The 24,890-nt window shown below is 60.9% G+C and carries 24 protein-coding genes and 1 pseudogene; 12 read left to right on the forward strand and 13 right to left on the reverse strand.

Going from position 1 to position 24,890, the window contains the following annotated elements:
* Positions 1 to 1,326 carry a sigma-54 dependent transcriptional regulator gene (locus tag CAF79_RS02740; RefSeq protein WP_085696359.1) on the reverse strand — a complete coding sequence of 442 codons (1,326 nt, stop codon included), beginning with the start codon at positions 1,324 to 1,326 and terminating at the stop codon, positions 1 to 3.
* 345 nt (positions 1,327 to 1,671) lie between these two features.
* On the opposite strand from CAF79_RS02740, the gene CAF79_RS02745 reads away from it, so the two are divergent.
* The 3 genes from CAF79_RS02745 (at position 1,672) to nhaB (ending at position 5,090) form a co-directional block, all read left to right on the forward strand.
* Positions 1,672 to 1,938 (forward strand): hypothetical protein, encoded by a 267-nt coding sequence (locus CAF79_RS02745; RefSeq protein WP_011334006.1) that lies wholly within the window; start codon positions 1,672 to 1,674, stop codon positions 1,936 to 1,938.
* A 285-nt stretch (positions 1,939 to 2,223) separates the two neighbouring features.
* Complete coding sequence (locus CAF79_RS02750; protein WP_085696360.1) at positions 2,224 to 3,513, forward strand: hypothetical protein; 1,290 nt, start codon at positions 2,224 to 2,226, stop codon at positions 3,511 to 3,513.
* Between the two features lie 74 nt (positions 3,514 to 3,587).
* Complete coding sequence (gene nhaB, locus CAF79_RS02755; protein WP_085696362.1) at positions 3,588 to 5,090, forward strand: sodium/proton antiporter NhaB; 1,503 nt, start codon at positions 3,588 to 3,590, stop codon at positions 5,088 to 5,090.
* Between the two features lie 44 nt (positions 5,091 to 5,134).
* Here the strand turns inward: nhaB and CAF79_RS02760 are convergent, their stop codons facing one another.
* From CAF79_RS02760 to gnd, 3 genes are read right to left on the reverse strand one after another with little or no spacing between them, the layout of a single operon-like run.
* Positions 5,135 to 5,944, reverse strand: coding sequence for a Cof-type HAD-IIB family hydrolase (locus CAF79_RS02760; RefSeq protein ID WP_085696364.1), 810 nt, complete (start codon positions 5,942 to 5,944; stop codon positions 5,135 to 5,137).
* Positions 5,941 to 7,464, reverse strand: a complete 1,524-nt coding sequence (gene zwf / locus CAF79_RS02765; RefSeq protein WP_085696366.1) for a glucose-6-phosphate dehydrogenase — start codon at positions 7,462 to 7,464, stop codon at positions 5,941 to 5,943. Before zwf ends, CAF79_RS02760 begins: the two co-directional genes overlap by 4 nt.
* Positions 7,461 to 8,441, reverse strand: a complete 981-nt coding sequence (gene gnd, locus CAF79_RS02770; RefSeq protein WP_085696368.1) for a phosphogluconate dehydrogenase (NAD(+)-dependent, decarboxylating) — start codon at positions 8,439 to 8,441, stop codon at positions 7,461 to 7,463. Before gnd ends, zwf begins: the two co-directional genes overlap by 4 nt.
* 274 nt (positions 8,442 to 8,715) lie before the next feature.
* Between gnd and CAF79_RS02775 the strand changes: the two genes are divergently transcribed.
* The 4 genes from CAF79_RS02775 to CAF79_RS02790 all read left to right on the forward strand — a co-directional run bounded on the left by CAF79_RS02775 (position 8,716) and on the right by CAF79_RS02790 (position 13,644).
* Entirely contained in the window at positions 8,716 to 8,898 is a 183-nt protein-coding gene (locus tag CAF79_RS02775; protein WP_007957508.1) for a DUF6026 family protein, read from the forward strand.
* 213 nt (positions 8,899 to 9,111) lie between these two features.
* Positions 9,112 to 10,860: a phosphoethanolamine transferase CptA gene (locus CAF79_RS02780; protein WP_085696371.1), complete on the forward strand. Its 1,749-nt coding sequence runs from the start codon at positions 9,112 to 9,114 to the stop codon at positions 10,858 to 10,860.
* A 146-nt stretch (positions 10,861 to 11,006) separates the two neighbouring features.
* Positions 11,007 to 13,253, forward strand: coding sequence for a TonB-dependent siderophore receptor (locus tag CAF79_RS02785; protein WP_085696373.1), 2,247 nt, complete (start codon positions 11,007 to 11,009; stop codon positions 13,251 to 13,253).
* Between the two features lie 184 nt (positions 13,254 to 13,437).
* Positions 13,438 to 13,644, forward strand: coding sequence for a hypothetical protein (locus CAF79_RS02790; protein ID WP_085696375.1), 207 nt, complete (start codon positions 13,438 to 13,440; stop codon positions 13,642 to 13,644).
* Between the two features lie 84 nt (positions 13,645 to 13,728).
* Here the strand turns inward: CAF79_RS02790 and CAF79_RS29400 are convergent.
* From CAF79_RS29400 to CAF79_RS02825, 7 genes and pseudogenes are all read right to left on the reverse strand, one after another.
* Positions 13,729 to 13,824: pseudogene (locus CAF79_RS29400) on the reverse strand (GNAT family N-acetyltransferase); the annotation flags it as partial.
* 26 nt (positions 13,825 to 13,850) lie between these two features.
* On the reverse strand, positions 13,851 to 14,432 hold the full coding sequence (locus CAF79_RS02800) for a DinB family protein (RefSeq protein WP_085696377.1): 582 nt from the start codon (positions 14,430 to 14,432) through the stop codon (positions 13,851 to 13,853).
* Positions 14,433 to 14,450: 18 nt separating this feature from the next.
* Entirely contained in the window at positions 14,451 to 15,569 is a 1,119-nt protein-coding gene (gene zapE, locus CAF79_RS02805) for a cell division protein ZapE (protein WP_085696379.1), read from the reverse strand.
* Between the two features lie 22 nt (positions 15,570 to 15,591).
* The gene (locus CAF79_RS02810; RefSeq protein ID WP_085696381.1) at positions 15,592 to 15,933 is read right to left on the reverse strand and encodes a nuclear transport factor 2 family protein; all 342 of its coding nucleotides are present in this window, start codon (positions 15,931 to 15,933) and stop codon (positions 15,592 to 15,594) included.
* Between the two features lie 51 nt (positions 15,934 to 15,984).
* Positions 15,985 to 16,701, reverse strand: coding sequence for a YafY family protein (locus CAF79_RS02815; RefSeq protein ID WP_085683779.1), 717 nt, complete (start codon positions 16,699 to 16,701; stop codon positions 15,985 to 15,987).
* A gap of 88 nt (positions 16,702 to 16,789) precedes the next feature.
* The gene (speB, locus tag CAF79_RS02820; RefSeq protein ID WP_085696390.1) at positions 16,790 to 17,749 is read right to left on the reverse strand and encodes an agmatinase; all 960 of its coding nucleotides are present in this window, start codon (positions 17,747 to 17,749) and stop codon (positions 16,790 to 16,792) included.
* A gap of 28 nt (positions 17,750 to 17,777) precedes the next feature.
* Complete coding sequence (locus tag CAF79_RS02825; protein WP_085696475.1) at positions 17,778 to 18,869, reverse strand: polyamine ABC transporter substrate-binding protein; 1,092 nt, start codon at positions 18,867 to 18,869, stop codon at positions 17,778 to 17,780.
* A 99-nt stretch (positions 18,870 to 18,968) separates the two neighbouring features.
* Between CAF79_RS02825 and CAF79_RS02830 the strand changes: the two genes are divergently transcribed.
* The 4 genes from CAF79_RS02830 (at position 18,969) to CAF79_RS02845 (ending at position 22,684) form a co-directional block, all read left to right on the forward strand.
* Positions 18,969 to 19,868, forward strand: coding sequence for a LysR family transcriptional regulator (locus CAF79_RS02830; protein ID WP_085696392.1), 900 nt, complete (start codon positions 18,969 to 18,971; stop codon positions 19,866 to 19,868).
* A 142-nt stretch (positions 19,869 to 20,010) separates the two neighbouring features.
* Positions 20,011 to 21,477, forward strand: a complete 1,467-nt coding sequence (locus CAF79_RS02835) for a nucleobase:cation symporter-2 family protein (RefSeq protein WP_085696394.1) — start codon at positions 20,011 to 20,013, stop codon at positions 21,475 to 21,477.
* A gap of 69 nt (positions 21,478 to 21,546) precedes the next feature.
* Positions 21,547 to 22,020 (forward strand): LEA type 2 family protein, encoded by a 474-nt coding sequence (locus CAF79_RS02840; RefSeq protein WP_085696396.1) that lies wholly within the window; start codon positions 21,547 to 21,549, stop codon positions 22,018 to 22,020.
* Positions 22,021 to 22,072: 52 nt separating this feature from the next.
* On the forward strand, positions 22,073 to 22,684 hold the full coding sequence (locus CAF79_RS02845; RefSeq protein WP_085696397.1) for a GNAT family N-acetyltransferase: 612 nt from the start codon (positions 22,073 to 22,075) through the stop codon (positions 22,682 to 22,684).
* Here CAF79_RS02845 and CAF79_RS02850 read toward each other — a convergent pair.
* On the reverse strand, positions 22,612 to 23,535 hold the full coding sequence (locus CAF79_RS02850) for a carbon-nitrogen hydrolase family protein (RefSeq protein WP_085696398.1): 924 nt from the start codon (positions 23,533 to 23,535) through the stop codon (positions 22,612 to 22,614). The genes CAF79_RS02845 and CAF79_RS02850 overlap by 73 nt on opposite strands.
* Before the next feature lie 84 nt (positions 23,536 to 23,619).
* Between CAF79_RS02850 and CAF79_RS02855 the strand changes: the two genes are divergently transcribed.
* Positions 23,620 to 24,534 (forward strand): LysR family transcriptional regulator, encoded by a 915-nt coding sequence (locus CAF79_RS02855; RefSeq protein WP_085696400.1) that lies wholly within the window; start codon positions 23,620 to 23,622, stop codon positions 24,532 to 24,534.
* Here CAF79_RS02855 and CAF79_RS02860 read toward each other — a convergent pair whose 3' ends face one another.
* Positions 24,535 to 24,789: a hypothetical protein gene (locus tag CAF79_RS02860; protein ID WP_007957535.1), complete on the reverse strand. Its 255-nt coding sequence runs from the start codon at positions 24,787 to 24,789 to the stop codon at positions 24,535 to 24,537.
* Positions 24,790 to 24,890 lie beyond the last annotated feature (101 nt).

The raw sequence follows: 24,890 nt of genomic DNA on the forward strand, positions 1-24,890 counted from the left end.
CTAGCGGATCTGATGCTTGTGCAGCAAACGGTAGAAAGTCGGCCGGGAAACCCCCAGCACTTTGGCGGCAACGCTGAGATTGTCGCTGTGCCGGTTCAATACATCGCACAGCGCCTGGCGTTCAGCGCGGATCTTGTAATCTTCAAGCGTACCCATCGGTGCCGCGATCGACTGCTGGCTGATCAGCCCCAGGTCTCGGGCCTCGATCTGTCGCCCTTCGGCCAGCACCAGACCCCGACGCACGCGGTTGGCCAGCTCACGGACATTACCCGGCCAGTCGTGCTTGCCCATGGCGATCAGCGCGTCTTCGCTGAAACTGCGCGGACGACGGCCGGTTTCGTGACTGTAGAAGTGGGAGAAATGGTTGGCCAGCATCGACAGGTCGCCGTGACGCTCGCGTAACGGTGCGGTGACGACTTGCAGCACATTGAGCCGGTAGTACAAGTCCTCGCGGAAACGTTTTTTCTCGATCGCGGCTTCGAGGTCGACGTGGGTCGCCGCCAATACCCGCACATCCACCGGGATCGGTTGACTGCCACCGACCCGTTCAATGTGTTTTTCCTGAAGGAAACGCAGCAGATTGGCTTGCAGCTCCAGCGGCAGATCACCGATTTCATCGAGAAACAACGTGCCGCCGTTAGCCGCTTCGATCCGGCCGATCTTGCGCTGATGGGCGCCGGTGAAAGCGCCTTTCTCATGGCCGAACAGTTCGGACTGGATCAAGTGCTCGGGAATCGCACCGCAGTTGATCGCCACGAAGGGTTTGCTGTGGCGTTGCGACTGCCGGTGCAGCGTGCGGGCGACGAGTTCTTTACCGGTACCGCTTTCGCCGCGAATCAGCACTGGCGACTCGGTGGGCGCCAGTTTGCTCAACAGTTTGCGCAGCTCGCGAATCGGTTTGCTGTCGCCCAGCAGCTCATGTTCGGGCTGGTCGACGTGAATCGTGCCCTGACCGCGCAGACGCGCCATGCCGAAAGCCCGACCGAGGGTAACTTGCACCCGTGACACGTCGAACGGCAAGGTGTGGAAATCGAAAAACCACTCGCAGACGAAATCGCCGACGTTCTGCAAGCGCAACACTTCCTGATTCAGCACGGCGATCCATTCGGTGCCGCTGCGGCTGATCAGCTCCTTGACGGCTTCGGGACGTTCCAGGTGAAAAGGCTGCAACCGCAACAAGCCGACGTCGCAGCTTCGGTCGGCGGCATTTTCCAGGCTGCAACTGTCGACGTCCCAGCCCACGGCACGTAAACCCGGCAACAATCGGTGACAATCGTCGCAGGGGTCGACGACCAACAAACGTCTTAAGGCAGGCGCTTCGTTCATGACTGTTCCTTGGCGCCAAATTTCAGGAAATGATCGTAAAAACAGTCATTTGGCAGGCCTGACTGTTACATTAGCAAGAATTTGACGGCGTCTTGTATCGATTGCTTATAGATGTACAAGTGAACCAGTTATAAGAAGCCAGTTTATTAGTTAGCTATCGACTTAAATCTTTCGCCAGGCTTTCAAAACCTGTCTGAAGATTGAGTGTATGAAAGAAAGTCGAAATTTCTTCAGATTCTGTGTGACCCGCCAGCGGGTTGCGTGCATCAGTACAAGTAACTCGCCGTACGGTAAGCCCAACTGACGGCCGATCACTTGATTGGGCACTAATAGAGAGAAGATCCCATGACCGCCCCGCTCCGTATCAACGAAGCTCTTTTGATTGCCAACCGCGCATTTGAACCTTTTCAATGCGTCGCCTGGGCCCCACAAGACGGCAATGGCGAACTGAGCCTGACCGTTATCGACCGGACCAATTCCCACATCGGTCGCACCCAGATCCCGAGCAGCGCCTACTCCGATCCGGCGCAACTTGAACACCTGCTGCAACAGGCCCGCGCTGAACTGAGCGAAGAAGGCTATGCGCTGCAATCCTGGTCGATGCCACACTGATATTGGCGGGCAATGCGGATGACGTTCAAGTCATCCGCCCTCTTCTGTTAGTTGCGGATCCTTTTCCAACTTCAGTCTTTTTGTACAACTTTCCTTAATACTTTCGCGCCTCGATACTTGGCAGGCTTGCGACTGGTTCAAAAAGACACTGTTCTGGCACAGTGCGACCCTCCACCTGTTAGTTCTTACAGTTGTACTAGCGAGTGTTCAGGGATTGAATGTTTCGCTCATGCAGTTACCCGTTCCGCTTCCCGGAAACCGGTCGACTCGCAAGGAGAAGCATGCATGTCAACCCAGACAGCCATCGCGCTGCCGACGCTAGCGAATAACGCCGGACAACTCGACAAGAACTTTTCCAGCAACGGTGTGGCGCAGGTTTACTTCGTCGGAAGTATGTCCAGCCTGACTCAGAGTGTGGCGCTCGATGCGCAAGGCCGAATTCTGGTCGCCGCCAAGGTAGCTACTGCACAAGGCAGTCGTTTCGGCCTGGCGCGCCTGCTCGAAGACGGCTCGGCGGATCTGGGCTTTGGTTTTCAAGGCAGCGTGATCGGCCAGTTCGCCGCCGGCTTCGAGGCCACCGGCAGCAAGGTTCAGGTCTTGCCCGACGGACGAATTCTGCTGGCGGGCCTGCACTACGAATCAGAGCATCGCACTCTGCCTGCCCTGGCCCTGTTCGATACCCAAGGTCGGCCTGACCCGGACTTCGGTGACAATGGCCAGCAAATTGTCCGCCTGCCCGGCGACCTGTCCATGGGCACCCGCGATGCCTGGTTGCCGCCAGGCGTTCCAGGCGCCGAAGCCTGCGATTTTGCAGTGCAGCCCGACGGGCATATCCTGCTGATCGCCAACCATCACTTCGAGCTCGCCGATCACGTCGGCATGCTGATCCGCCTCAAACCCGATGGCAACCTTGATCCGTCGTTCAACGGGCGCGGTTTCGTCATGGTTCGCCACTTGCTGCTCAATACCTGGCTCGGCGCTCTGCTGTTGCAAGAAGACGGCAGAATCGTGGTGGCCGGCTCCATCGACTTTCCTCAGGAAGGCCTGCTCACCCGCTATCTGCCGGACGGGCGGCTCGATGAGCGTTTTGCGGTGGACGGTTTCATGGCCTTCAAAGCCCAGGGGCACAGCGCGCTGGTCACCCAGGTCATCGAATCGGCGGAGCATTTGCATTGTTTTGGCAGCAGCCGCGATCCGATTCGATGCATGGCGCTGTCCGTCCATGGCAACGGCCGCCCCGACCTACATTGCAACGGTGGTCAGCCGCACCTGCTGGAAATCGCCTTCAGCGGCTGCCAATGGAGTGCCGCGCAGGTGATGCCGGACGGGCGCATCATCGCGGTCGGCGCAACGATCGGCGGGGTCGAAGCCGACTTCATCGTCGCCCGCTATCTGGCGAACGGCAGCCTTGATCGAGGTTTCGGATCAGGTAATGGCTGGTTGCGCACACGACTGGGGCGCAGCCTCGATACCGCCACCTCGCTGGCGATACAGCCTGACGGCGGCATTCTGGTAGGCGGCTATTCACTGGATGGCAACTACCGCGCACTGGTCGCGCGTTATCTGAATCACTGATGCGAACCTTCTCACACTTGATCTTGCCCATCGCTTACGGCAACTTGCGTGCTTCTTAAAACAAGGAGCAACCGATGTCCGGTTCGATGGCTCAGGCGTTCGCGCACAACTTTCTCGGGCATTCGCCCCGCTGGTACAAGGCGTGCATCGTCGGGTTTCTGATTCTCAACGCACTGGTGCTGTGGACCGTCGGCCCGGTCGCGGCCGGCTGGTTGCTGGTGATCGAGTTCATTTTCACTCTGGCCATGGCGCTCAAGTGCTACCCGCTGATGCCAGGTGGCTTGCTGCTGATCGAAGCGCTGCTGCTGAAAATGACCACGCCCCAGGCGCTGTACGAAGAGTTGCAGCACAATTTCCCGGTAATTCTGCTGCTTATGTTCATGGTCGCCGGCATCTACTTCATGAAAGACCTGCTGCTGTTCCTGTTCTCGCGCCTGTTGCTCGGCGTGCGTTCGAAGGCGCTGCTGGCCCTGATGTTCTGCTTTTTATCGGCGTTTCTTTCGGCGTTTCTTGACGCGTTGACCGTGACCGCGGTGATCATCAGTGCCGCTGTGGGCTTCTATTCGGTTTACCACCGAGTGGCCTCCGGCAACGACCCGCGCCAGGACAGCGAATTCAGCGATGACCGCCATCTGCCCCAGTTGCATCATGATGACCTGGAACAGTTTCGCGCGTTCCTGCGCAGCCTGTTGATGCACGGCGCTGTCGGCACCGCACTGGGCGGCGTCTGCACCCTGGTCGGCGAGCCGCAGAATCTTCTGATCGGCCACGAAATGGGCTGGCACTTCGCCGAGTTTTTCGTGAAGGTCGCCCCCGTGTCGCTGCCGGTTCTGGTTGCGGGACTGGTGACCTGCCTGCTGCTGGAAAAACTGCGCTGGTTCGGCTACGGCACGTTGCTGCCGGACAACGTACGTGCGGTGCTGGCCAACTACGCCGCCGAAGACAATGCCGAACGCACCCCGCGCCAACGTGCCGCCCTGCTGGTGCAAGGCTGCGCTGCGCTGATCCTGATTGCCGGGCTGGCGTTCCATATCGCCGAAGTCGGCTTGATCGGCCTGATGGTGATTGTGCTGATCACGGCCTTCAGCGGCATTACCGACGAGCATCGTCTGGGCAATGCCTTCAAGGATGCGATGCCGTTCACTTCGCTGCTTGTGGTGTTCTTCGCCGTGGTGGCGGTGATTCACGATCAACAACTGTTCGCGCCGTTGATTCAGTGGGTACTGACATTGCCGGCCGATCAGCAGCCGGGGATGCTGTTCATCGCCAACGGCCTGTTATCGGCCATCAGTGACAACGTGTTCGTCGCCACGATCTACATCACCGAGGTGAAACAGGCGTTCCTGTCCGGACACATGAGTCGCGAGCATTTCGAGACACTGGCGATTGCGATCAACACCGGCACCAACCTGCCGAGCGTGGCCACACCCAATGGCCAGGCGGCGTTCCTGTTTCTGCTGACGTCTGCGATTGCGCCGCTGGTGCGGTTGTCCTACGGGCGAATGGTGTGGATGGCATTGCCCTACACCATCGTGATGGGATTGCTGGGCTGGTATGCCGTGAGCTACTGGCTGTAAAAACAACAACGGGAGCCATCGGGCTCCCGTTTTTTATGCATCGATCAACGCGGCAAAATGTATTTCTCGATCGCCTGCGCCACCCCGTCCTCGGTGTTCGGCCCGGTGACCACATCGGCCTGACGCTTCACCGCGTCCTCGGCCTGCCCCATGGCAATCGCCAAACCGGCGACATGGAACATCGCCGGATCATTGCCGCCGTCGCCAATTGCCACCGTCTGCGCCATTGATACGCCCAGATGTTCAGCCAGCGTCACCAGCGCCGAGCCCTTGTTGGCCTCCAGCGCCGTCACGTCCAGATATACCGGTTGCGAGCGCGACACCTGTGCCATGCCCTCGACTTTCGGCAGCAACCGCGCCTCCAGCTCGATCAGCAGTTCCGTATCGCTGCTGGTTGCCACGATCTTGTCGATACGCTGCAGATACGGCTCGAAACTCTCCACCACCACTGGCGGATATCCGAGCCCGTGCTGCTCACGCGGGACCATCGGCCCGTGAGGATCCTTGAGCAACCAGTCGCCGCCGCTGAACACCCAGATTTCGACATCCGGTTGATCGGCGAACAATGCCAGTGCGGTCAACGCTGCCGTCGCGGGCAGGAAATGAGCCACCAGAATGCTGCCGTCCGGATTGACGATCGTGCCGCCGTTGAACGCTGCTGTCGGCAGGTCCACGCCCAAGGCCTCGATCTGTTGCAGCATGGCTTTGGGCGGACGCCCGGTGGCGAGGCTGAACAGCACGCCCGCCTCGCGCAGCGAACGGACCGCATCAATCGTGCGCTGACTCAGGCTGTGATCGGGCAGCAACAGCGTGCCGTCCATGTCGCTCAACAGAAAACGGATCGGTTCGCTCATCCCAGACCATGCCAGACGCGACCATCGCGAATCAGCAGATCATCGGCGGCTTTCGGCCCGTCTTCGCCGGCGGCATAACCCTGCACACTGGCGTCCTGCTGCCAGGCGTCGAGGAACGGCTGCACCGCGCGCCAGCCGTTCTCGATGTTGTCAGCGCGCTGGAACAGCGTCTGGTCACCGGTCAGACAGTCGTAGATCAGGGTTTCGTAGCCGGTGGACGGCTGCATTTCAAAGAAGTCCTTGTAGGCGAACCCCAGCTCGATGTTGGCCATGTTCAGCGCCGGCCCCGGCCGCTTGGCCAGCAGGTCGAACCACATGCCTTCGTTGGGCTGGATCTGGATACGCAGGTAAGTCGGCTGCAATTCGTCGACTTCGGTATCCCGGAACTGCGCATACGGCGCCGGTTTGAAGCAGATGACGATCTCGGTATCGCGCACGCTCATGCGCTTGCCGGTGCGCAGGTAGAACGGCACGCCGACCCAACGCCAGTTGTCGATCATCACCTTGAGCGCCACGTAGGTTTCAGTGGTGCTTTCAGGGGAGACGTTTTTTTCATCGCGATAACCGGCCACCGGTTTGCCCGCGACTTCACCGGCGCCGTACTGACCGCGCACCGAGTTTTCCCGTGCTTGCTCGGTGGTCCAGGGCCGGATCGCACCGACTACCTTGGCCTTCTCGCCCCGCACCGCATCGGCGCCGAACGCGGCCGGCGGCTCCATCGCCACCATGGCCAGCAACTGGAACAGGTGATTGGGCACCATGTCCCGCAGGGCGCCGGTGTGTTCGTAAAAACTGCCACGGGTTTCAACGCCGACGGTTTCGGCGGCGGTGATCTGTACGTGGTCGATGTAGTGATTGTTCCAGAACGCTTCGAACAGGCTGTTGGAGAACCGGCTGACCAGAATGTTCTGCACGGTTTCCTTGCCCAGATAGTGATCGATCCGGTAGATCTGCTTTTCCGACATGACCTTGAGCAGGCAGGCGTTCAACGCCTCGGCGGTTTGCAGGTCGGAGCCGAACGGTTTTTCGATCACCACCCTTCTGAACGCTTCCGGGTTTTCCTCGAGCAACCCGGCGCTGCCGAGACGGCGCACCACTTCGCTGAAAAAACGTGGCGCGGTGGCCAGGTAGAACACCGCATTGCCGGTGCCGCTGTCGGCGATTTTCGCCGCCAGGGCTGAATAGGTGCTGTCGTCCAGGAAGTCACCCTGGACGTAGCTGATGCCTTTGGCGAGCTTGGCCCACAAGGCTGGATCAAGGATCTGATCGCCCTTGCCGACCTTGGCTGCCACTTCGGTACGGATGAAGTCTTCAAGCTTTTGCGCGAAGGCTTCATCGGTGATGGCGTTGTGGTCAACGCCGACGATCCGCAGATTTTCGTCAAGCAAGCCGTCGCGACTGAGGTTGTACAGCGCCGGCATCAGCAAGCGCTTGACCAGGTCGCCGTGGGCACCGAACAAAAACAGCGTGGTCGGTGGTGCGGGTTCTGCCTTGGATTTTCTGCGGATCGTATGGGTCATTTCTTCGGAGTCTCCACGTGGCCGCCGAAGCCGAAGCGCTGGGCCGAGAGGATCTTGTCGCCGAAAGTGCCCTGGCCGCGGGAGCGGTAGCGCGAGAACAGCGAGTTGGACAGCACCGGTACCGGCACCTTTTGTTCCATTGCCGCTTCGATGGTCCATTGGCCTTCGCCGCTGTCGGCCACTGAGCCGGAGAAACCGTCGAGTTTCGGGTCGACCGCCAGGGCATCCGCGGTCAGGTCGAGCAACCAGGACGACACCACACTGCCACGACGCCAGACTTCGGCGATGTCGGCCACGTTCAGGTCGAAACGCTGATCCTCCGGCAGAAGCTCGCTGGACTTGGTCTTGAGGATGTCGAAACCTTCGGCGAAGGCCGCCATCATGCCGTACTCGATCCCGTTATGGATCATCTTCACGAAGTGACCGGCACCGGCAGGACCGGCGTGAATGTAGCCGTGCTCGGCACGGTGGTCATCGGACTTGCGGTCCTTGGTGCGCGGAATATCGCCCATGCCCGGCGCCAGCGCGGCGAACAGCGGGTCCAGACGCTTAACAGTCTCGGCATCGCCGCCAATCATCATGCAGTAACCGCGTTCCAGGCCCCAGACGCCGCCGGAGGTGCCGACGTCGATGTAGTGCAGGCCCTTCTCGGCCAGAGTCTTGGCCCGACGGATGTCGTCCTTATAGTTGGTGTTGCCGCCATCGATAATGGTGTCGCCCGCTTCGAGCAGATTGCTCAAGGTTTCGATGGTGTCTTCAGTCGGTGCGCCCGCCGGCAGCATGACCCACACCGCACGCGGCTTGGCCAGGCCTGCGACCAGTGCAGGCAGATCGGCGACGCCGGTAGAGCCCTCGGCGGCCAGGGTGTCGACAAAGGCGGTATTGCGGTCGTAAACAACGGTGGTGTGACCGTTGAGCATCAGACGTCGCGCAATATTGCCGCCCATGCGGCCCAGTCCAATAATCCCGAGTTGCATGTGCTGATGCTCCTTACTACAAATAAAAGTGTGTCAAAGGTTATAGCCCAACGTGACTCATGGAGCTTAGTCCAGAGCGTCGGTGTGAAGTTTCCGGGCATTGTGCCCGATCCAGAGTGATAACGTCGGGAAACGTGCCGAAGACACAACGACCATGAAAAATAAAAAAGTTCCATTCACGAGCAAAAGAAATCAAAATCGGCGCCGATAGCAGATCAAGGCTCCAGACCGGGGGCTGATCTGCAGTTGAGACACGCCATTTGCGAGGTGAGCAATGGGCACAGTACACACAGCAATGCCGCCACAAACCCTGTACGTCACCATCCGTCGCGATGAATTGCGTCAGTTGAAAGATGAACGCGACCAGCTCAAGCAGGAACTCGCGCAATTGCGCCTGCTGACCCAGGGCGCCGAGCCACAGCCCCTGCCACGCGTACAACGCTCGCCGCACGCCTGATCTCCCCTGCCCGATTCGGGAACGGCCTCAGCTGTTCCCGACATACTGCTCCCCCCACCGATTTCGGCAATTAACAAAGTTTTCACAGACCCTTGTTGATACTCGCGCGCATTCTGGCCGTGCGTGTCTGCGCATGGCCTCCGTTCGTCGGTTTCATGCGCCGTTTTCATGTGGCGCCCGGCGTTGGATGTAACGACAGAGCTGGAGTGCTGAATGGCGGTGTTCAAACGCAGCAATACGACTGCGACAGGTTTCGACTGGGCCGGTTTGATCTGGCTGTTCGTGTTTTTCTGGTACTTCTCCGGTATCACCCAACTGCTGATCCAGCTGACGGGCACCTCAGGGTTCACCGGGTTCCGCCAGGCCTTCGTGATGAGCGCCGTATGGCTCGCGCCGATGCTCCTGTTCCCCAAGCGCACCCGTCTGCTCGCCGCGCTGATTGGCGTCGTGCTGTGGGCCTGTTCGATGGCCAGCCTGGGCTACTTCTTCATCTACCAGCAGGAATTCTCGCAGAGCGTGATTTTCATCATGTTCGAGTCGAACGTGTCCGAAGCCGGCGAGTACATGACCCAGTACTTTGCCTGGTGGATGATTCCGGCGTTCCTCGCACACACCGCGTTCGCGTACTTCCTGTGGACCCGACTGCGTCCGGTGTACCTGCCCCGTGGCCGGGCGTTCGTGGCCGCCATGGCGATCCTGGTAGCCGTGATCGGTTATCCGCTGGTCAAGCAGACGATGCGCACCGGCAGCTTCGCCGGCGGATTCGAGAAATTCGAAACCCGTATCGAGCCGGCAGTGCCTTGGCAAATGGCAGTGGCGTATCACCGTTATCTCGACACCTTGGGCGAAATGCAGAGCATGTTGCACAGCGCGAGCAAAATCCCGCCGCTGCATAACCTCAAGGACTCGGGCGCCAACCAGCCGGCAACCCTGGTGCTGGTGATCGGCGAATCCACCAACCGCCAGCGCATGAGCCTCTACGGTTACCCGCGTAAAACCACGCCAGAGCTGGACAAGCTCAAGGATCAGCTGTCGATCTTCGACAATGTCATCACCCCGCGCCCTTACACCATCGAGGCGCTGCAACAGGTGCTGACCTTCGCCGACGAAGAAAATCCGGATCTGTACCTGTCCACGCCGTCGCTGGTCAGCATGATGAAACAGGCCGGCTACAAAACCTTCTGGATCACCAACCAGCAGACCATGACCAAGCGCAACACCATGCTCACGACCTTCTCCGAACAGGCCGACGAGCAGGTGTACCTGAACAACAACCGCAACCAGAACGCCGCCCAGTACGATGGCGACGTGATCGAGCCGTTCAACAAGGCCCTGGCCGATGCAGCACCGCGCAAGCTGATCGTCGTGCACTTGCTCGGTACGCACATGAGCTACCAGTACCGTTATCCGCCGAGCTTCGACAAGTTCCAGGATCGCAACGGCGTTCCGGCCGGCGTGCGGGACGATCAGGTGCCGACTTACAACAGCTACGACAACGCGGTGCTGTACAACGATTTCGTGGTTTCGAGCCTGATCAAGGACTACGCCAAATCCGATCCGAACGGCTTCCTGCTGTACCTCTCCGACCACGGTGAAGACGTGTTCGACTCGGTGGGCCACGGCACCCTGGGCCGCAACGAAAACAAGCCGACGGCGCCGATGTACACCATTCCGTTCATGGCCTGGGCGTCGCCAAAATGGCGCGAAAACCACGACTGGAACTTTGCCGGGGATCTGAGCCGGCCGTACAGCAGCTCGCACCTGATCCACACCTGGGCGGATCTGGCCGGTTTGAGTTTCGATGAACTGGATCGCAGCAAGAGCCTGGTCAGCGACAGCTTCAAGCCGCGTCCGCTGTTGATCGGCAACCCTTACGAACGCGAACAGCGAGCCCTGATCGACTTCAGCCTGATGAAGCCGAAAAAACCCATCGCCAATGTGGCAGAGGTGGTAAAGCAATAATCAAGAAAGGGCCGGAAACGGCCCTTTCTTCATACAGATGAAACATCTTCAAATAACAATATTTCTCGTTTGACACTAAATCGCACCGCTCACCTTCGTCTTTGAGCAAACGGAATTTTTCCCTCGAAGACAAGGAGTCGGCTGCGATGCTCGCGCCCATCACCCGTTCCATGACCCTCACCCTCGGTCTGTGCAGTGTGGCACTGAGCCCGGACCTGCTGGCTGAAACCGCCGCCGGTCAGGCGCCGGAGCCCGCCGGCACGACACTCGAACTGGCCTCCACCAGCGTCACCGCCCAAGGCCTGGGCAGCAACACCGAAAACACTGGCTCCTACACCACCGGCGCGATGAGCACCGCGACCAAGCTGAACCTGTCGATCAAGGAAACCCCGCAATCGGTGTCCGTGGTCACCCGCCAGCAGATGGATGATTTCAAGCTCGGGACATTGTCCGAAGCCATGAGCCAGACCACCGGCATCGTGGTGCAGCACAACGATTCGGATCGGGTCAGCTATTCGTCCCGCGGCTATTCGATCAACAATTTCCAGATCGACGGCATGCTCAATACCTTCAGCTACATGAAGAGCGATGCCGACACCATCATCTACGACCGTATCGAAGTGGTTCGCGGCGCGACCGGCCTGACGACCGGCGCAGGCGACCCGTCTGCCACCATCAACATGGTGCGCAAACGTCCCACCGCACAATGGCAGGCTCAGGCCGGCGTCAGTGGCGGCAGCTATGACGATTACTACAGTTACGTCGATGTCGGCGGCCCTCTGGCGTTTGACGGACGCCTGCGCGGTCGCAGTGTGCTGGCCTATCGCGACAGCGGTTCGTTTCGCGACAAGTACGCCCTGCAACGGGAAGTCGGCTACGGCATCCTCGAAGCGGACCTGACCGATTCGACCGTGCTGGCCGTCGGTTACGACTATCAGGACAAGCAGGTGCAAGGCACCTCGTGGGGTACGACGCCGTACTGGAATGCCGATGGCAGCAAGGCCGGCCTCGGTCGCTCGACCAACATGGCGACCTCATGGAGCTCCTGGCCATTGCGCGACAAGACCGCGTTCGCCACCCTCGATCAGCAACTGGCGGCCGGTTGGCATCTGAAGGCGGCCTATACCCACCGCAAGAGCGACGGTGACGGCAAGGTCTACTATGCCGGCTCCGGTTACCCGGAACCCGACCGCAGCGGCATGACCGCGACCATCGGCCACATGATCGGCGACCAGAGCATGCGCGCCTACGACCTCAACCTGGCCGGCCCTTACTCGCTGTTTGGCCGTGAACACGAATTGATGTTCGGCTACGGCGAAGCCGAGCGCCGCTCGAACGACCCGTACAACGTTGATGGCCCGCGCGCATCCGATTACGAAAGCGTGCGCGACTGGAAATACATGGGCGGCATCAACAAATTCCCCGACACCACTACCAGCCTGCCGAGCTTCAAGGACAGCACTCGGCAAAAGGCAGGCTACCTTGCGACGCGCCTGAGCCTGACCGATGAATTGCACGCGGTGTTGGGCAGTCGCTACGGCAGCTGGGAGGCCTCGAGCAAGACCTACGCCTACGATCAGAACCTGCAACTGACTGGCGTCGATGCCAGCAGCCAGCGACACAACGACATGTGGACGCCGTACGCCGGCCTGCTGTATGACCTGACGCCGGAGTACACCGCGTACGTCAGCTACACAGACATTTTCAAACCACAGGGCGTGCGTGACGCCAGCCGCAATTACATCGATCCGGTGGTTGGCAGCAACTATGAAGTGGGGCTCAAAGGCAGCTTGCTGGAGGAACGCCTGAACGTCTCCACCGCCGTGTTCTGGAGCAAGCAGGACAACGTCGCCGAGCTCGATGAGTCCGCGCTGCCCGATCCGGACACCGGCGAGCAGTTCTACAAATCAGGCGGCAAGGGCAACAAGGTCAATGGCTTCGAAGCCGAAGTCTCCGGTGAAGTCCTCGACGGCTGGAACATGACCGCCGGTTACACCTACACCCACTCGCTCAACGGCGAAAAGCAGCGCAGCAACACCAATCAGCCGCTGAACCTGTTCCGCCTGTCCACGACCTATCGCCTGCCGGGTAACTGGAACGCCCTGACCGTAGGCGGTGCCGTGAACTGGCAGAGCGATGTGTACGGCAATTCCAAACGGCCGATCGGGCGCGGCGCGAACGGCCGGATCATCACTGAACCGGCGCGCATTCGTCAGGAGGCGTACACCGTGGTCAAGCTGATGTCGCGCTACGAGTTCGACAAACACCTGTCGGCATCCCTCAACGTCGACAACCTGTTCGACAAGAAGTATTACGACAACGTCGGCTTCTACAACGGCGTGTTCTGGGGCGATCCTCGCACCGTGACGCTGAGCCTCGACTGGAAACTCTGACGCCCTCCCCTTGCAACCTGCACGCGTCATTCACGCGTGCAGCGTTCGTCCGATACGCAATGGAAACACCCTGTAAAACCTGGACTGAACAAGCGTTAACCGCTTGTTAATGCCCTCGGCCGACACTGCGCCCGAGGACCTGATTCATGGATGAACGGCTCCGACATTTTTCGAAGGAGGCACCATGAAAACCACCACTGCAATCCTTGCTGCTCTACTCACCCTCGCATCCGCCAGCGCATTCGCCGAAGGCGGCGCCGAGCGCATGAGACATTACTGGGCCAATTTCCCGGTTCACTCCGCACAAAGCCAGCAGGCTGACACGAAGACCAACGAGCTTCGGGTTCCGGACGACCAGACCGCCCAGGTCACCGAGTCCTATCGCCCTTGAGCGAACACTTTACCGATGGACCTGCGATGGCTCCGCTCTGGCCTCGCAGACGACAGTTTGGGCGCCCATTCCGGGCGCCCTTTTTTATGCCTGAAGGTCCTTGATCCAGAACAGCATGCGCCCGTGATCAGGGTCGAACATGCCCGGCGCGAAGCCGAATTTGACATAGGCGTTTTGCGCAAGGCCCCGGCCACAACCCGGCGTTTTCAGTGACCCCAGATGAGTTCTTCGGTCCAGCCCAGTTCGGCGAAATCCTCGGCTCGCAAACTTGACTCGCCGGTACAGAAAAACTCGTCCAGTTGCGGCGGTCTTACCGACGTACCGCTGAGCATCGCGTGGACCTGCCCACGGTGGTGGATCTGATGCTCGAACAGGTGGGAAATCATCCGCAGGCGGCTGTCGTGTTGCGGCGTGTCGCGAGCGATGGTGACGAGACGCCCCAGATCGGCATCGCGCTGTTGCTCGCAGTAGGCGATCAAGCGGCGGTCGACATGTGCCTGTTCACGGCGCAAGGCCTGCGCCTCGGTGAAGGGCTCGTCAGTGTTGAAGAACACGTAACAATCGGGATGTGGCTCATCTGCGCGCAACTCGCGCTCCAGCGCGTCGACGTAGAACCAGTCGCAGGTGAGGATGTGGTTGAGGGTCAGGCGGATGCTCGGGAAGAAACTCACCCGTGGCGCTGCCAGCTCGGCGTCGTCGAGCTGGCTCCAGGCCTTGGCCAGTCGATGGTTGGCCCAGGCATTCTGATAAGCCATGGTCAGCAAATGGTGGGACAGTGGCTGAGTCATGTCGCGCCCTCCTTGTTTTCAGGTCTCGGCGAAGCGTTGCAGCTGCATCTCCTGCAAGCGGCTGAGGGTCCGGCGGAACGGGAATTCCAGATAACCCTCGGTGTACAGCGCGTCCATCGGCACTTCGGCCTCGATGTACAGCGGCACCTTGCGGTCGTAGCACTCGTCGACCAGCGCGATAAAGCGGCGCACGCCGTCGTCATGCACCGACAGCTGCGGCAATTGGCGATCGCCGGCCACCACCCGTTCCGCGCCGTCCTCAGTGCCACGGGCGATCCGCCCTTCGCGTTTTTTCGCGCTGAGGTTAGGCACCTCGCTCAACAGGATAGCCCGGTAGGTATCGCACAGCGCGATGAAATCCATGGCGGCGAACGGTTGCTCGCACAGCTCGGCGTAACGGCACCACAGCACCGAATCGCTGGCCTGCACCACGTTCAGGGCGCGGTAACCGACCGGCACCGGTTCGGTACTGACGGTGTGCCCGGCGGCCAGGGCGTCGAAGACTTGGCTCAGCGCGCTCTCCTGCCCCGAAGTGGCGACCCAGTAGCGCTGCTCGATGGCGCCGGGATGCAATCGGTGATCTTCGGCACCATTCACCGCGACCACTTGCATGTGCTGCTTGATCGCGGTGATCGCCGGCAAAAAGCGGTTGCGGTTGAAGCCGTCGGCATACAGCTGATCCGGCGGCAGGTTGGAGGTGCAGACCACCACCACGCCTTCATCGAACATCACCTGAAACAGCCGCCCGAGAATGATCGCGTCACCGATGTCATTGACGAACAGCTCATCGAAACACAGCACCCGCACCTCGGCCGCCAGCTCACGGGCCAGGGCCCGCAATGGATCGGCGATCCCGGTCAACTGAAACGAACGCTGATGGACCCAGCCCATGAAGTGATGAAAGTGCTGCCGCCGCGCCGGCACCCGCAGGCTTTGGTAGAACTGGTCCATCAGCCAGGTCTTGCCGCGCCCGACCGGGCCCCACAGGTAAACGCCGGTGACCGAACGGGCATCGGCGTGCAGGGCTTCATGGCATTTTTGCAAGGCCCAGACCGCGTGTTCCTGGGCTTCATCCTGGATGAAACCCTTATGGTCGACGGCGTATTGCCAGGCGCTCAGGGGAGAGTCGAAAGTCATGCGCGGCAGTATGCCACGATGGCTACGCGGAAATATCCAGCCTTGCGATTTTGCCCTGCTCGTTCAGGCGAAAGGTGTAGCGCAGCTCCAGCGGGCTGCCGGGAAAGGTCCCGGAAATCAGCCCTTGCACCAGCACTTTGCCGGTGCGCTGCTGGACACCGAGCACTTCGACCCGTGGCTGATAGCGCCGGGCGGTGTCTTGCATCCAGTCGGCAATGGCCTGCGGGCCGACCTGATGATGGCCTTCGTCGAACACATGGGCATCCTCGGCAAAAAAACTGCCGACCCGGGACGTATCGCGAGCATTGGCGGCGTTGATGTATTCAACGATGGCCGGGGCGAGTATCGAGGTGGGATGGAACATGATTACAGCTCCTTTTTTCGGGTTCTGTCGCCATCCTAGAACAGCCCTGCGTCAATTCTTGTCAGGAGTGAAGCGGCCGTTTTCGTCCAGTTGCATCTGCCGCTGCCAGGTGCGCAACAGGTCGCTGCGACGCCCCGGATAGCGCTCGCCCTGCAGGCTGGCGGCAGCGATCCGGTCGGTGCGAAAGGTGCGATAGGCGCCGCGCAACTCACACCACGCGACGATGATTCGCACCTCGTTGAGAAAGCCCAGCGCCAGCGGCCAGATCAAGCGCTGGCTCTGGACCTGCTGCGCATCGGCGTAATCGATGTGCAACTTGGCCTGATCGCGAATCGCGTGGCGGAAAACGTTCAAGGGCACTGCGTTTTGCGGAAAACCGTAACCCGGTGGCCCGGGCATGACGGTCGGATTGCGCAGCGCTTCCTGAGCCTGCGGGTCCAGCACTGCCGCGATTTTCGCCAGTGCATCCGCCGCTGCCTTGCTCAGTACCTCGTCACCACGCTGATCGACATAACGCAGGCCCAGCACGATGGCTTCGGTCTCGTCGGCGTTGAGCATCAGCGGTGGCAGAAACAGACCGCTGCGCAACACGTAACCGATGCCCGCCTCGCCGTGGATCGGCGCACCCAGTGCGGTCAGTTCGGCGATGTCGCGATAGAGGGTGCGTTCAGAGATTTCCAGCTCGGACGCCAGCGTCGCGGCGGTCACCGGACGTTTCTTGCCGCGCAGCACTTGCAGCAGGGTCAACAATCGAGTGGTTCGCGACACGGTGTGAGGCTCCGGGCAAAAATTTGCCGGAGCTTAGCAGAGCCTGGTGTCAGAAATTGTCAGGAGCTTTCACCAGGCTCAAAGGGGATCACGCGTCGACTTTGTGCCTGGCCGCATACAGGCAAAGCATCTCCATGGCCAGGGTTGCCGCCGCCAGCGACGTCACGTCCGCATGATCATAGGCCGGGGCCACTTCCACCACGTCCATGCCCACCAGATTGATCCCGCGCAGGCCGCCCAGAATCTCCAGCGCCTGCACCGTGCTCAGGCCGCCGCAGACCGGCGTACCGGTGCCCGGCGCAAAGGCCGGATCCAGGCAATCGATGTCGAACGTCAGGTACACCGGGTTATCTCCGACCCGCGCGCGAATGGCCTCGACAATCGCCTCGCAGCCCCGACGATGCACCTGCCGCGCGTCCAGCACCTGAAAGCCCTGATGATCGTCGTTGGTGGTACGCAAACCGATCTGCACCGAACGCGCCGGATCCACCAGCCCTTCCCGCGCTGCGTGCCAGAACATGGTGCCGTGATCGACCCGTTTGCCGCCCTCGTCAGGCCAGGTGTCGCTGTGGGCATCGAAGTGGATCAGCGACAGCGCGCCGTGCTTGCGCGCGTGGGCCTTGAGCAACGGATAGCTGATGAAGTGATCGCCGCCAAAGGTGAGCATGGCGCTGCCGGAGCTCAGAATGTGTTCGGCGTGGGCTTCAATGCTTTCCGGGATGCTGTGCGGCGAGCCGTAATCGAAGTCGCAATCGCCGTAATCGATCACCGCCAGATGATCGAACGGATCGAACGCCCATGGCCAGTGCCGTTCCCAGGCAATCCCGGTGGACGCTGCACGAATCCCGCGCGGCCCGAACCGTGCGCCGGGGCGATTGCTGGTGGCGGTGTCGAACGGCACACCGCTGACCGCCACGTCAACGCCGCGCAGGTCGCGGCTGTAGCGCCGGCGCATGAAACTGGTGATACCGGCGTAGGTGCTTTCGGCTGCGGTGCCGAAAAGGCTGTCACGGGTCAGGGCCTGATCGTTTTGCATTGGCACGTCCATCGGTGTGCTCCTGTTTTTATGAACGGTGTTATTGGCGGCTGCGGAAAGTGGTCCACAGCCGTGTGCGCTGGCGCATGTCCTTGAGGCTCATGCTGCGATCGGCGTACAGCCGCTCGCGCACTTCGGGTTTCGGGTAAATGTCCGGATCATTGCGCACCGCTTCATCCACCAACGGCGTGGCGGCCTGGTTGGCGGTGGCGAAGAACAGCGTATTGGTCAGCGCCGCCACGGATTCGGGGCGCAACATGAACTCGATGAAGGTGCGCGCAGCTTCGGGGTGCGGCGCGTCTTTGGGGATCGCGAGGTTGTCCTGCCACACCAGCGTGCCTTCCCTGGGAATCCGGTAAGCCACCTCAAACGGCTTGTTGGCCTTGCGGGCCTGATCGGCGGCCATGCTCGCGTCACCGTTGTAGGTCAGCGCCAGGCAGACGCTACCGTTGGCCAGATCGTTGATCTGCCGGCCAGTGGCGACGTACAGAACAGAAGGCTGCAACTTCTGCAACAAGGCTTCGGCGGCGGCCAGATCGGTCTTGTCGGTGCTGTAGGGATCTTTACCGAGGTAGTGCAGCGCGAGGCCGATCACCTCCTGCGGCGAGTCGAGAATCGCGACCCCGCAGTCCTTGAGTTTGCTGGCGTATTCGGGTTTGAACAGCAGATCAAGGCTGTTGAGCGGCGCGTCCGGCAGCCGCTGTTTGACCGCCTCGACGTTCATGCCCAGCCCCAGCGTGCCCCAGGTGTAAGGCACGCCGTAGCGGTTGCCGGGATCGACCGCCGCCAGTTTTTCCAGCAGATCCGGATCGAGATTGGCGTAACCCTTGAGCCCTTCATGGGGGATTTCCTTGAGCGCTCCCGCCGCGAGACCACGGGCCAGTACGCTGGACGAAGGCACCACCACGTCATAACCGCTGCCGCCAGTCAGCAGTTTGGTCTCGAGCACCTCGGAGGTATCGAAAGTGTCGTAGCGCACGTGAATGCCGGTTTCCTTTTCGAAGCGCTGCAGGGTTTGCGGCGCCACGTAATCGGCCCAACTGTAAAGATTGAGCGTTTCCTCTTCCGCCTGGACGGCGATGGAGACGGTTAGCAACAAAGCGGGCAAACACAGCTTGAAGACGGGAGCCATGACGAACACCTGACCGAAGGAAGTGGTGGCAGGATGCGCCGTCGGATACATTCGAGAAATATCAAGTTTGTTAACCTGACTTTATCCAGGAGTAATGTGATGCTCGGCCAGCTCCACGATGTCGATCTTCAGCTTCTGCGGCTGTTTCTGGGAGTGGTCGAATCCAACGGTTTCAGCGCCGCGCAGGGTGAGCTGGGCCTGAGCCAGTCGAGCATCAGCCAGCAAATGGCCAAACTAGAGACGCGCCTTGGCTATCGGGTGTGCAACCGGGGCAAGGGCGGTTTCAGCCTCACTCCCAAAGGCGAGCAACTGCTGATTGCCGCTCGCAGCCTGTTCGACTCGATCGAAACCTTCCGCCATCAATCCAACGGCGTCGCCGGGCGCCTGATCGGTGAAGTGCGGCTGGGCCTCTCGGAGGCGGTCGATCACTCGGTGCTGCAACGGGTGGCCGAGGCGATCCGGCGCTTTCGCGAGCGGGACGAATCGGTGCGCATCGAGCTGATCAGCGCCATGCCCGGCGAAATGGAGCGTCTGTTGCTGCAACAGCGGCTGGACCTGGCCATCGGTTACTTCTCCCAGGTGCAGAGCGCGTTCGACTACCGCGAGCTATTCAGCGAAACCCAGCATTTGTATTGCGCGCCCGGCCATCCGCTGTTTACCGACGAGGCGCCCGATGACGCGGTTTTGCAGGCCTGCGACCGGGTCGATCACCCCTACCGGTTTCTACGCAGTGACGAGCCGTTTCAGGGCAAGGTCTGTTCGGCGCGTTCGGAACAGGTCGAAGGCACCCTCGCCTTCATTCTGTCCGGCAAACACGTCGGTTATCTGCCGAACCATTACGCCCGCCAATGGCAGGATAAAGGCCTGTTGCGCCCGGTGCGCGAAGGCGAGTTGAGCTTTGACGTGGCGTTCCATCTGGCCCGGCATCGGGCGCAGGTGCCCGGCGATGCACAGAAGGCTTTTGAAGAAGACCTGCTGTCAGCCTTTGGTCGAACCTGATCATTTTTTGGAACGCGGAGCGTCCCCGGCTGCATTCCCACGCAGAGCGTGGGAACGATCATGCGTTGCCCTCGCCCCTCGCTTGCGGCATCCTGCGCACCCATTTTCCGACCCGGCCCCGCATTGCGGCACGCAAACCACCATGACCGTCTCTGAAAAAGTCCCGCGCAACAACGATCTGATCTACGGCCTCAACGACCGTCCGCACTTCACCGCAACGGTGTTTGCCGCCCTGCAACATGTGCTGGCCAGCTTCGTCGGCATCATCACCCCGACCCTGATCATGGGCGGCGCCCTCGGTCTGCAAAGCGAAATTCCGTACCTGATCAGCATGGCGCTGTTTGTCTCGGGTCTCGGCACCTTCGTTCAGGCCAAACGCTTCGGCCCGGTCGGTTCGGGGCTGTTGTGCCTGCAAGGCACGAGTTTTTCCTTTATCAGCGTGATTCTCAGCGCCGGTTTCATGGTCAAGGCCCGGGGTGGCGGCACCGATGAGATCCTGTCGACGATCTTCGGCGTGTGCTTCTTCGCTGCCTTCATCGAAGTGGTGCTGAGCCAGTTCATCGGCAAGCTGCGCATGCTGATCACCCCGGTGGTGACCGGCACCATCATCACCCTGATGGGCCTGTCGCTGATCAAAGTGGCGATGACCGACATTGCCGGCGGCTTCGGCGCAGCGGATCTGGGCGCGGGCAGCCATGTGTTCCTGGCGGCGCTGGTACTTGCCACCATCGTGGTGTTGAACAGGGTCGACGTGCCATTCCTGCGCCTGGGTGCGATCGTCATCGGTCTGACCCTCGGCTACGTGGTGGCGTGGCTGATGGGCGCCGTGGATTTTGCCAACCTGCCGGAAGTACCAGTGGTCAGCGTGCCGGTGCCGTTCAAGTACGGTTTCAACTTCGACTGGGTGGCGTTCGTGCCGGTGGCGGTGATTTTCCTGGTGTCGCCGCTGGAAGCCGCCGGTGACCTGACTGCCAACTCGATGATTTCCCGGCAACCGGTCAAAGGCCCGCTGTACATCCGCCGGATCAAGTCCGGGCTGCTGGCCGACGGCCTCAACTCGGCCATGGCCGCGGTGTTCAACAGCATGCCGATGGTGACCTTCGCCCAGAACAACGGGGTGATTCAGCTCACCGGCGTTGCCAGCCGTTACGTGGCGTTCTTCATCGCCGGGCTGTTGGTGGTGCTGGGGCTGTTCCCGATGATCGGCGCGGTGCTGCAACTGATGCCGAAACCGGTGCTCGGCGGCGCCGAACTGGTGATGTTCGGCACCGTGGCCGTGGCCGGGATCAAGATCCTCGCCGAAGCCGGCCTGCATCGGCGCAACATGCTGATTGTGGCAATTTCCGTCGGCATGGGCCTTGGCATTGCCGCCGTGCCGGAAGTGCTGCGTGAACTGCCGCAGGCGCTGCGCAACATCTTCGAATCGCCGATCACCGTTGGCGCGCTGTGTGCGATCGTGCTGAACATCTTCCTGCCGGAAGAATTCATCGAACTGGAAGAAGATGACTTCGACCCGGAAGCCTCTATCCTTCAGGTCATGGAAAACCCCGACCTGCCGGCCAAAGCTGAACCCGCATCAAAGGCCGCTGTCGCACACTTGAACCGTTGACCTTGTCCGCTCGATGAAAAAGGGCTGATACCGGCAGCGGTTCAGCCCTTTTTCAATGAGAGAGCATCAATGCGCCGTATCCATGCCGTCATCCTGTCCCTGCTTCTGCTCTCCCTCAGCGCCTGTGCGCTGTTCCCCAACCGCGACCCGGTGAACATCAACGTGGTCGGCCTCGAACCGCTGCCGAGCCAGGATCTGGAAGTGCGCTTCGCGATCAAGCTGCGGGTGCAGAATCCCAATGAAACCGCCATCGACTACAACGGCATCGCGCTGGATCTTGACGTGAACGGGCATTCCCTGGCGTCGGGTGTGAGCGATCAGAGCGGTTCGATTCCACGGTTTTCCGAAACCATTGTCAGCGTCCCGGTGAGCATTTCGGCGTTCTCGGTATTGCGCCAGACCCTGGGCCTGAGCCAGACGCAATCCCTCGACAACCTGCCTTACGTGCTGCGCGGCAAACTGGCGGGCGGCGTTTTCGGCACCATGCGTTTTGTCGACAGCGGCAAGCTCAGCCTGCCGCGAGCCAGTGCCGCAACCTGGTAAAGATGCGGTAGCCTGCAGCGCTCACCGTCAACAACATGGAAGTCGCTGGTTTATGCAAGATACGCCCACGCTGTACACCGAACGGCTGATTCTGCGCCCGCTTGAACTCGCGGATGCCGAGGCCATCCAGCAGCAATTTCCCCATTGGGAAGTGGTGCGTTATCTGAACGTCTTCGTGCCCTGGCCGTATCCGGACGACGGCGCCCTCACCTATCTGCGCGACATTGCGCTGCCTGCCATTGCGGCGGGCAAAGAGTGGCACTGGACGCTTCGTCTCAAGTCGGCACCTGAGCAATTGATCGGCAACATCAGCCTGATGGACGAGCCGGATAACCATCGCGGGTTCTGGCTCGCCCCGGCCTGGCAGGGCCAGGGTTTGATGACCGAAGCCAGCGAAGCCGTGACCCGCTACTGGTTCGAAACCCTCGATCAACCGTTGATGCGCGTGCCGAAAGCCGCGCCGAACCTTGGTTCGCGCAAGCTCTCGGAGCGCACCGGCATGCGCTTGATCCGCACCGACGAGGATGACTTCGTCAGCGGCCGCTTCCCACGGGAAATCTGGGAAATCACCCGCGAAGAATGGCGGCGCCGTCAAACCGTGAAACGCACGCCTGGCTTGGCGCGCTCATCCACGCTCAGCTCGAACACATCCGGTCGTGCATAGTGGCCGACCACGTCGTAGTCATAGCGGGCCCGCACCAGTTCATCGGTATCGATCTCGGCGGTGAGCAAGCCGGCCTCGCCGCGTAACGGCCCGGCCAATACGTCGCCCATCGGCCCGACGATCACGCTGCCTCCGGCGATCAGCGGTCGATCCCCCGGCCAGTTGGCGATTTCTACGCCCAGTTCATTCGGCGAGGCCTGCACCTGACAAGCGCTGACCACAAAGCAGCGCCCTTCATGGGCAATGTGGCGCATGCTGACCTGCCACATCTCGCGCTCGTCCACAGTCGGCGCACACCAGACCTCGATGCCCTTGGCGTACATCGCCGTGCGCAGCAGCGGCATCATGTTTTCCCAGCAAATCACCGCACCGAGCTTGCCGACCTGTGTATCGAGCACCGGCAGCGTCGAACCGTCGCCCTTGCCCCAGATCAGCCGTTCGGTGCCGGTCGGCATCAGTTTGCGGTGCTTGGCCACCAGACCGGCCTGCGGGTCGAAATACAGCGCAGTGCAATGCAAGGTGCTGCCGGCCCGTTCGATCACGCCGATCACCAGGTTGGCCCCGGTGCGCGCCGACAGCCCGGCCAGCGCTTCGGTTTCCCCGCCCGGCACATCAATGGCGTTGGCGAAATAACGGGCGAAGGCTTCGCGGCCTTCCGGCAAGCGATAACCCAGCTGGGTGCCGAAGCCCTCGCCTTTCGGGTAACCGCCAAGCAACGCTTCGGGCATCACCACCAGCGCGGCGCCGGATTCGATGATTGCGGTTTCCCAGCTCAGGATCTGTTCCAGGGTTTCAGCCTTGCCACCGGGCAAGGCGCCGATTTGCAGGGCGGCAACGATTGATTTGGGCATGGCGGTCACTCCGTGAAGTTCAGGTGTTGCTCATTCTCCAGCGCCACGGGATCATGAATAAAGACCGATCCACTGCTGATTGATATGAACCATATGAATATCGCGACCGTCGACCTCAACCTGCTGAAAGTTTTCGAAGCGCTACATGAAGAGTCCAGCGCCAGCCGCGCAGCGTTGCGTCTGGGCGTGACCCAGTCAGCGGTCAGCGCAGCGTTGCGGCGGTTGCGTGAGGTGTATGGCGATCAGTTGTTCGTGCGCACTGGCCGGGGTCTGGCGCCGACCCTCAAGGCCAATCAGCTGAAACCAGTCGTCAGCGATGCCCTGAACAAATGCCGGCAAAGCCTGGCAATGGTCGATCCGACCGCCAATCACTACGACGGACGCTCGGTCACCGTGGGCCTCTCCGACGATTTCGAAATCGCTTACGGCCGTCGTCTGATCGAGGAAATCGCCCGCCGCGCACCGAAACTGCGGCTGATCTTCCGCCAGACCCACAGCCAGATCGTCGCCCGGGCGCTGATGGAGCGCAGCATCGATCTGGCGATCACCGCCGGCGGGTTTGCCGAGCGGCTGCTCAGTCGTCAGGTGCTGGGCGAAGGGGGTTACGCGTGTCTGGTGGATCCGGCGAGTCTGACGCCGGGCCAGCAGCAGATCGATCTGGAGGAATTCGTCACCCGCGAGCACCTTCTGGTGTCGTCGGGCGGTTTTATCGGGATCACCGATGAAGGGCTGGCGGCGCTGGGCCGCAGTCGCCGGGTCTGCGCCTCGACCACGCACTTCGCGGCGTTGCCGCACCTGCTCAAGGGCAGCGATGCCGTGGCGACCATTCCCACTCACGCGGCGCAGGCCATTGCCTCGCTGAGCGGGCTGGCGTTGCTGCCCTGCCCATTGGCGTTGCCGCGTTATCCGATCGAACTGGGCTGGCGCACCAGCACCCAGATCGATCCGGTGGTGCTGACGGTACGTGAAGCGATTGCCACCAGTTTCGGGGCCGAGTGATTACTTGTTGGCCGCCATCAGGCGATTGACTTCACTGCGCACCATGTTGGCGAACTCTGGCGGCGACATGCCGTCCAGTTCTGCGCGCACGAATTCAGCCCATTTGCCCTTGCGCTTGGAGCGCTCGCCGAACAACCGCGCGGCTTCGCCCTTGGCTTTGCCCAGATTGTTCTGCCAGAGTTCGAACAGTCGGGATTTCTCGTCTTCCAGCGCAGCGCGCTCTGCGAGGGATTTGTCGGCCAGATTGAAACTCATCGGGAATTACCTGCTGCATGAAATGGCGACATCTTACACGCTGGGCGGAAACCTCTGACGCAGGTTTTTGCTCCGAATGGAAAATCGCTGCAACTTTTCAA

The sequence above is a fragment of the Pseudomonas sp. B26(2017) genome, assembly GCF_002113045.1.
GTDB lineage: Bacteria > Pseudomonadota > Gammaproteobacteria > Pseudomonadales > Pseudomonadaceae > Aquipseudomonas.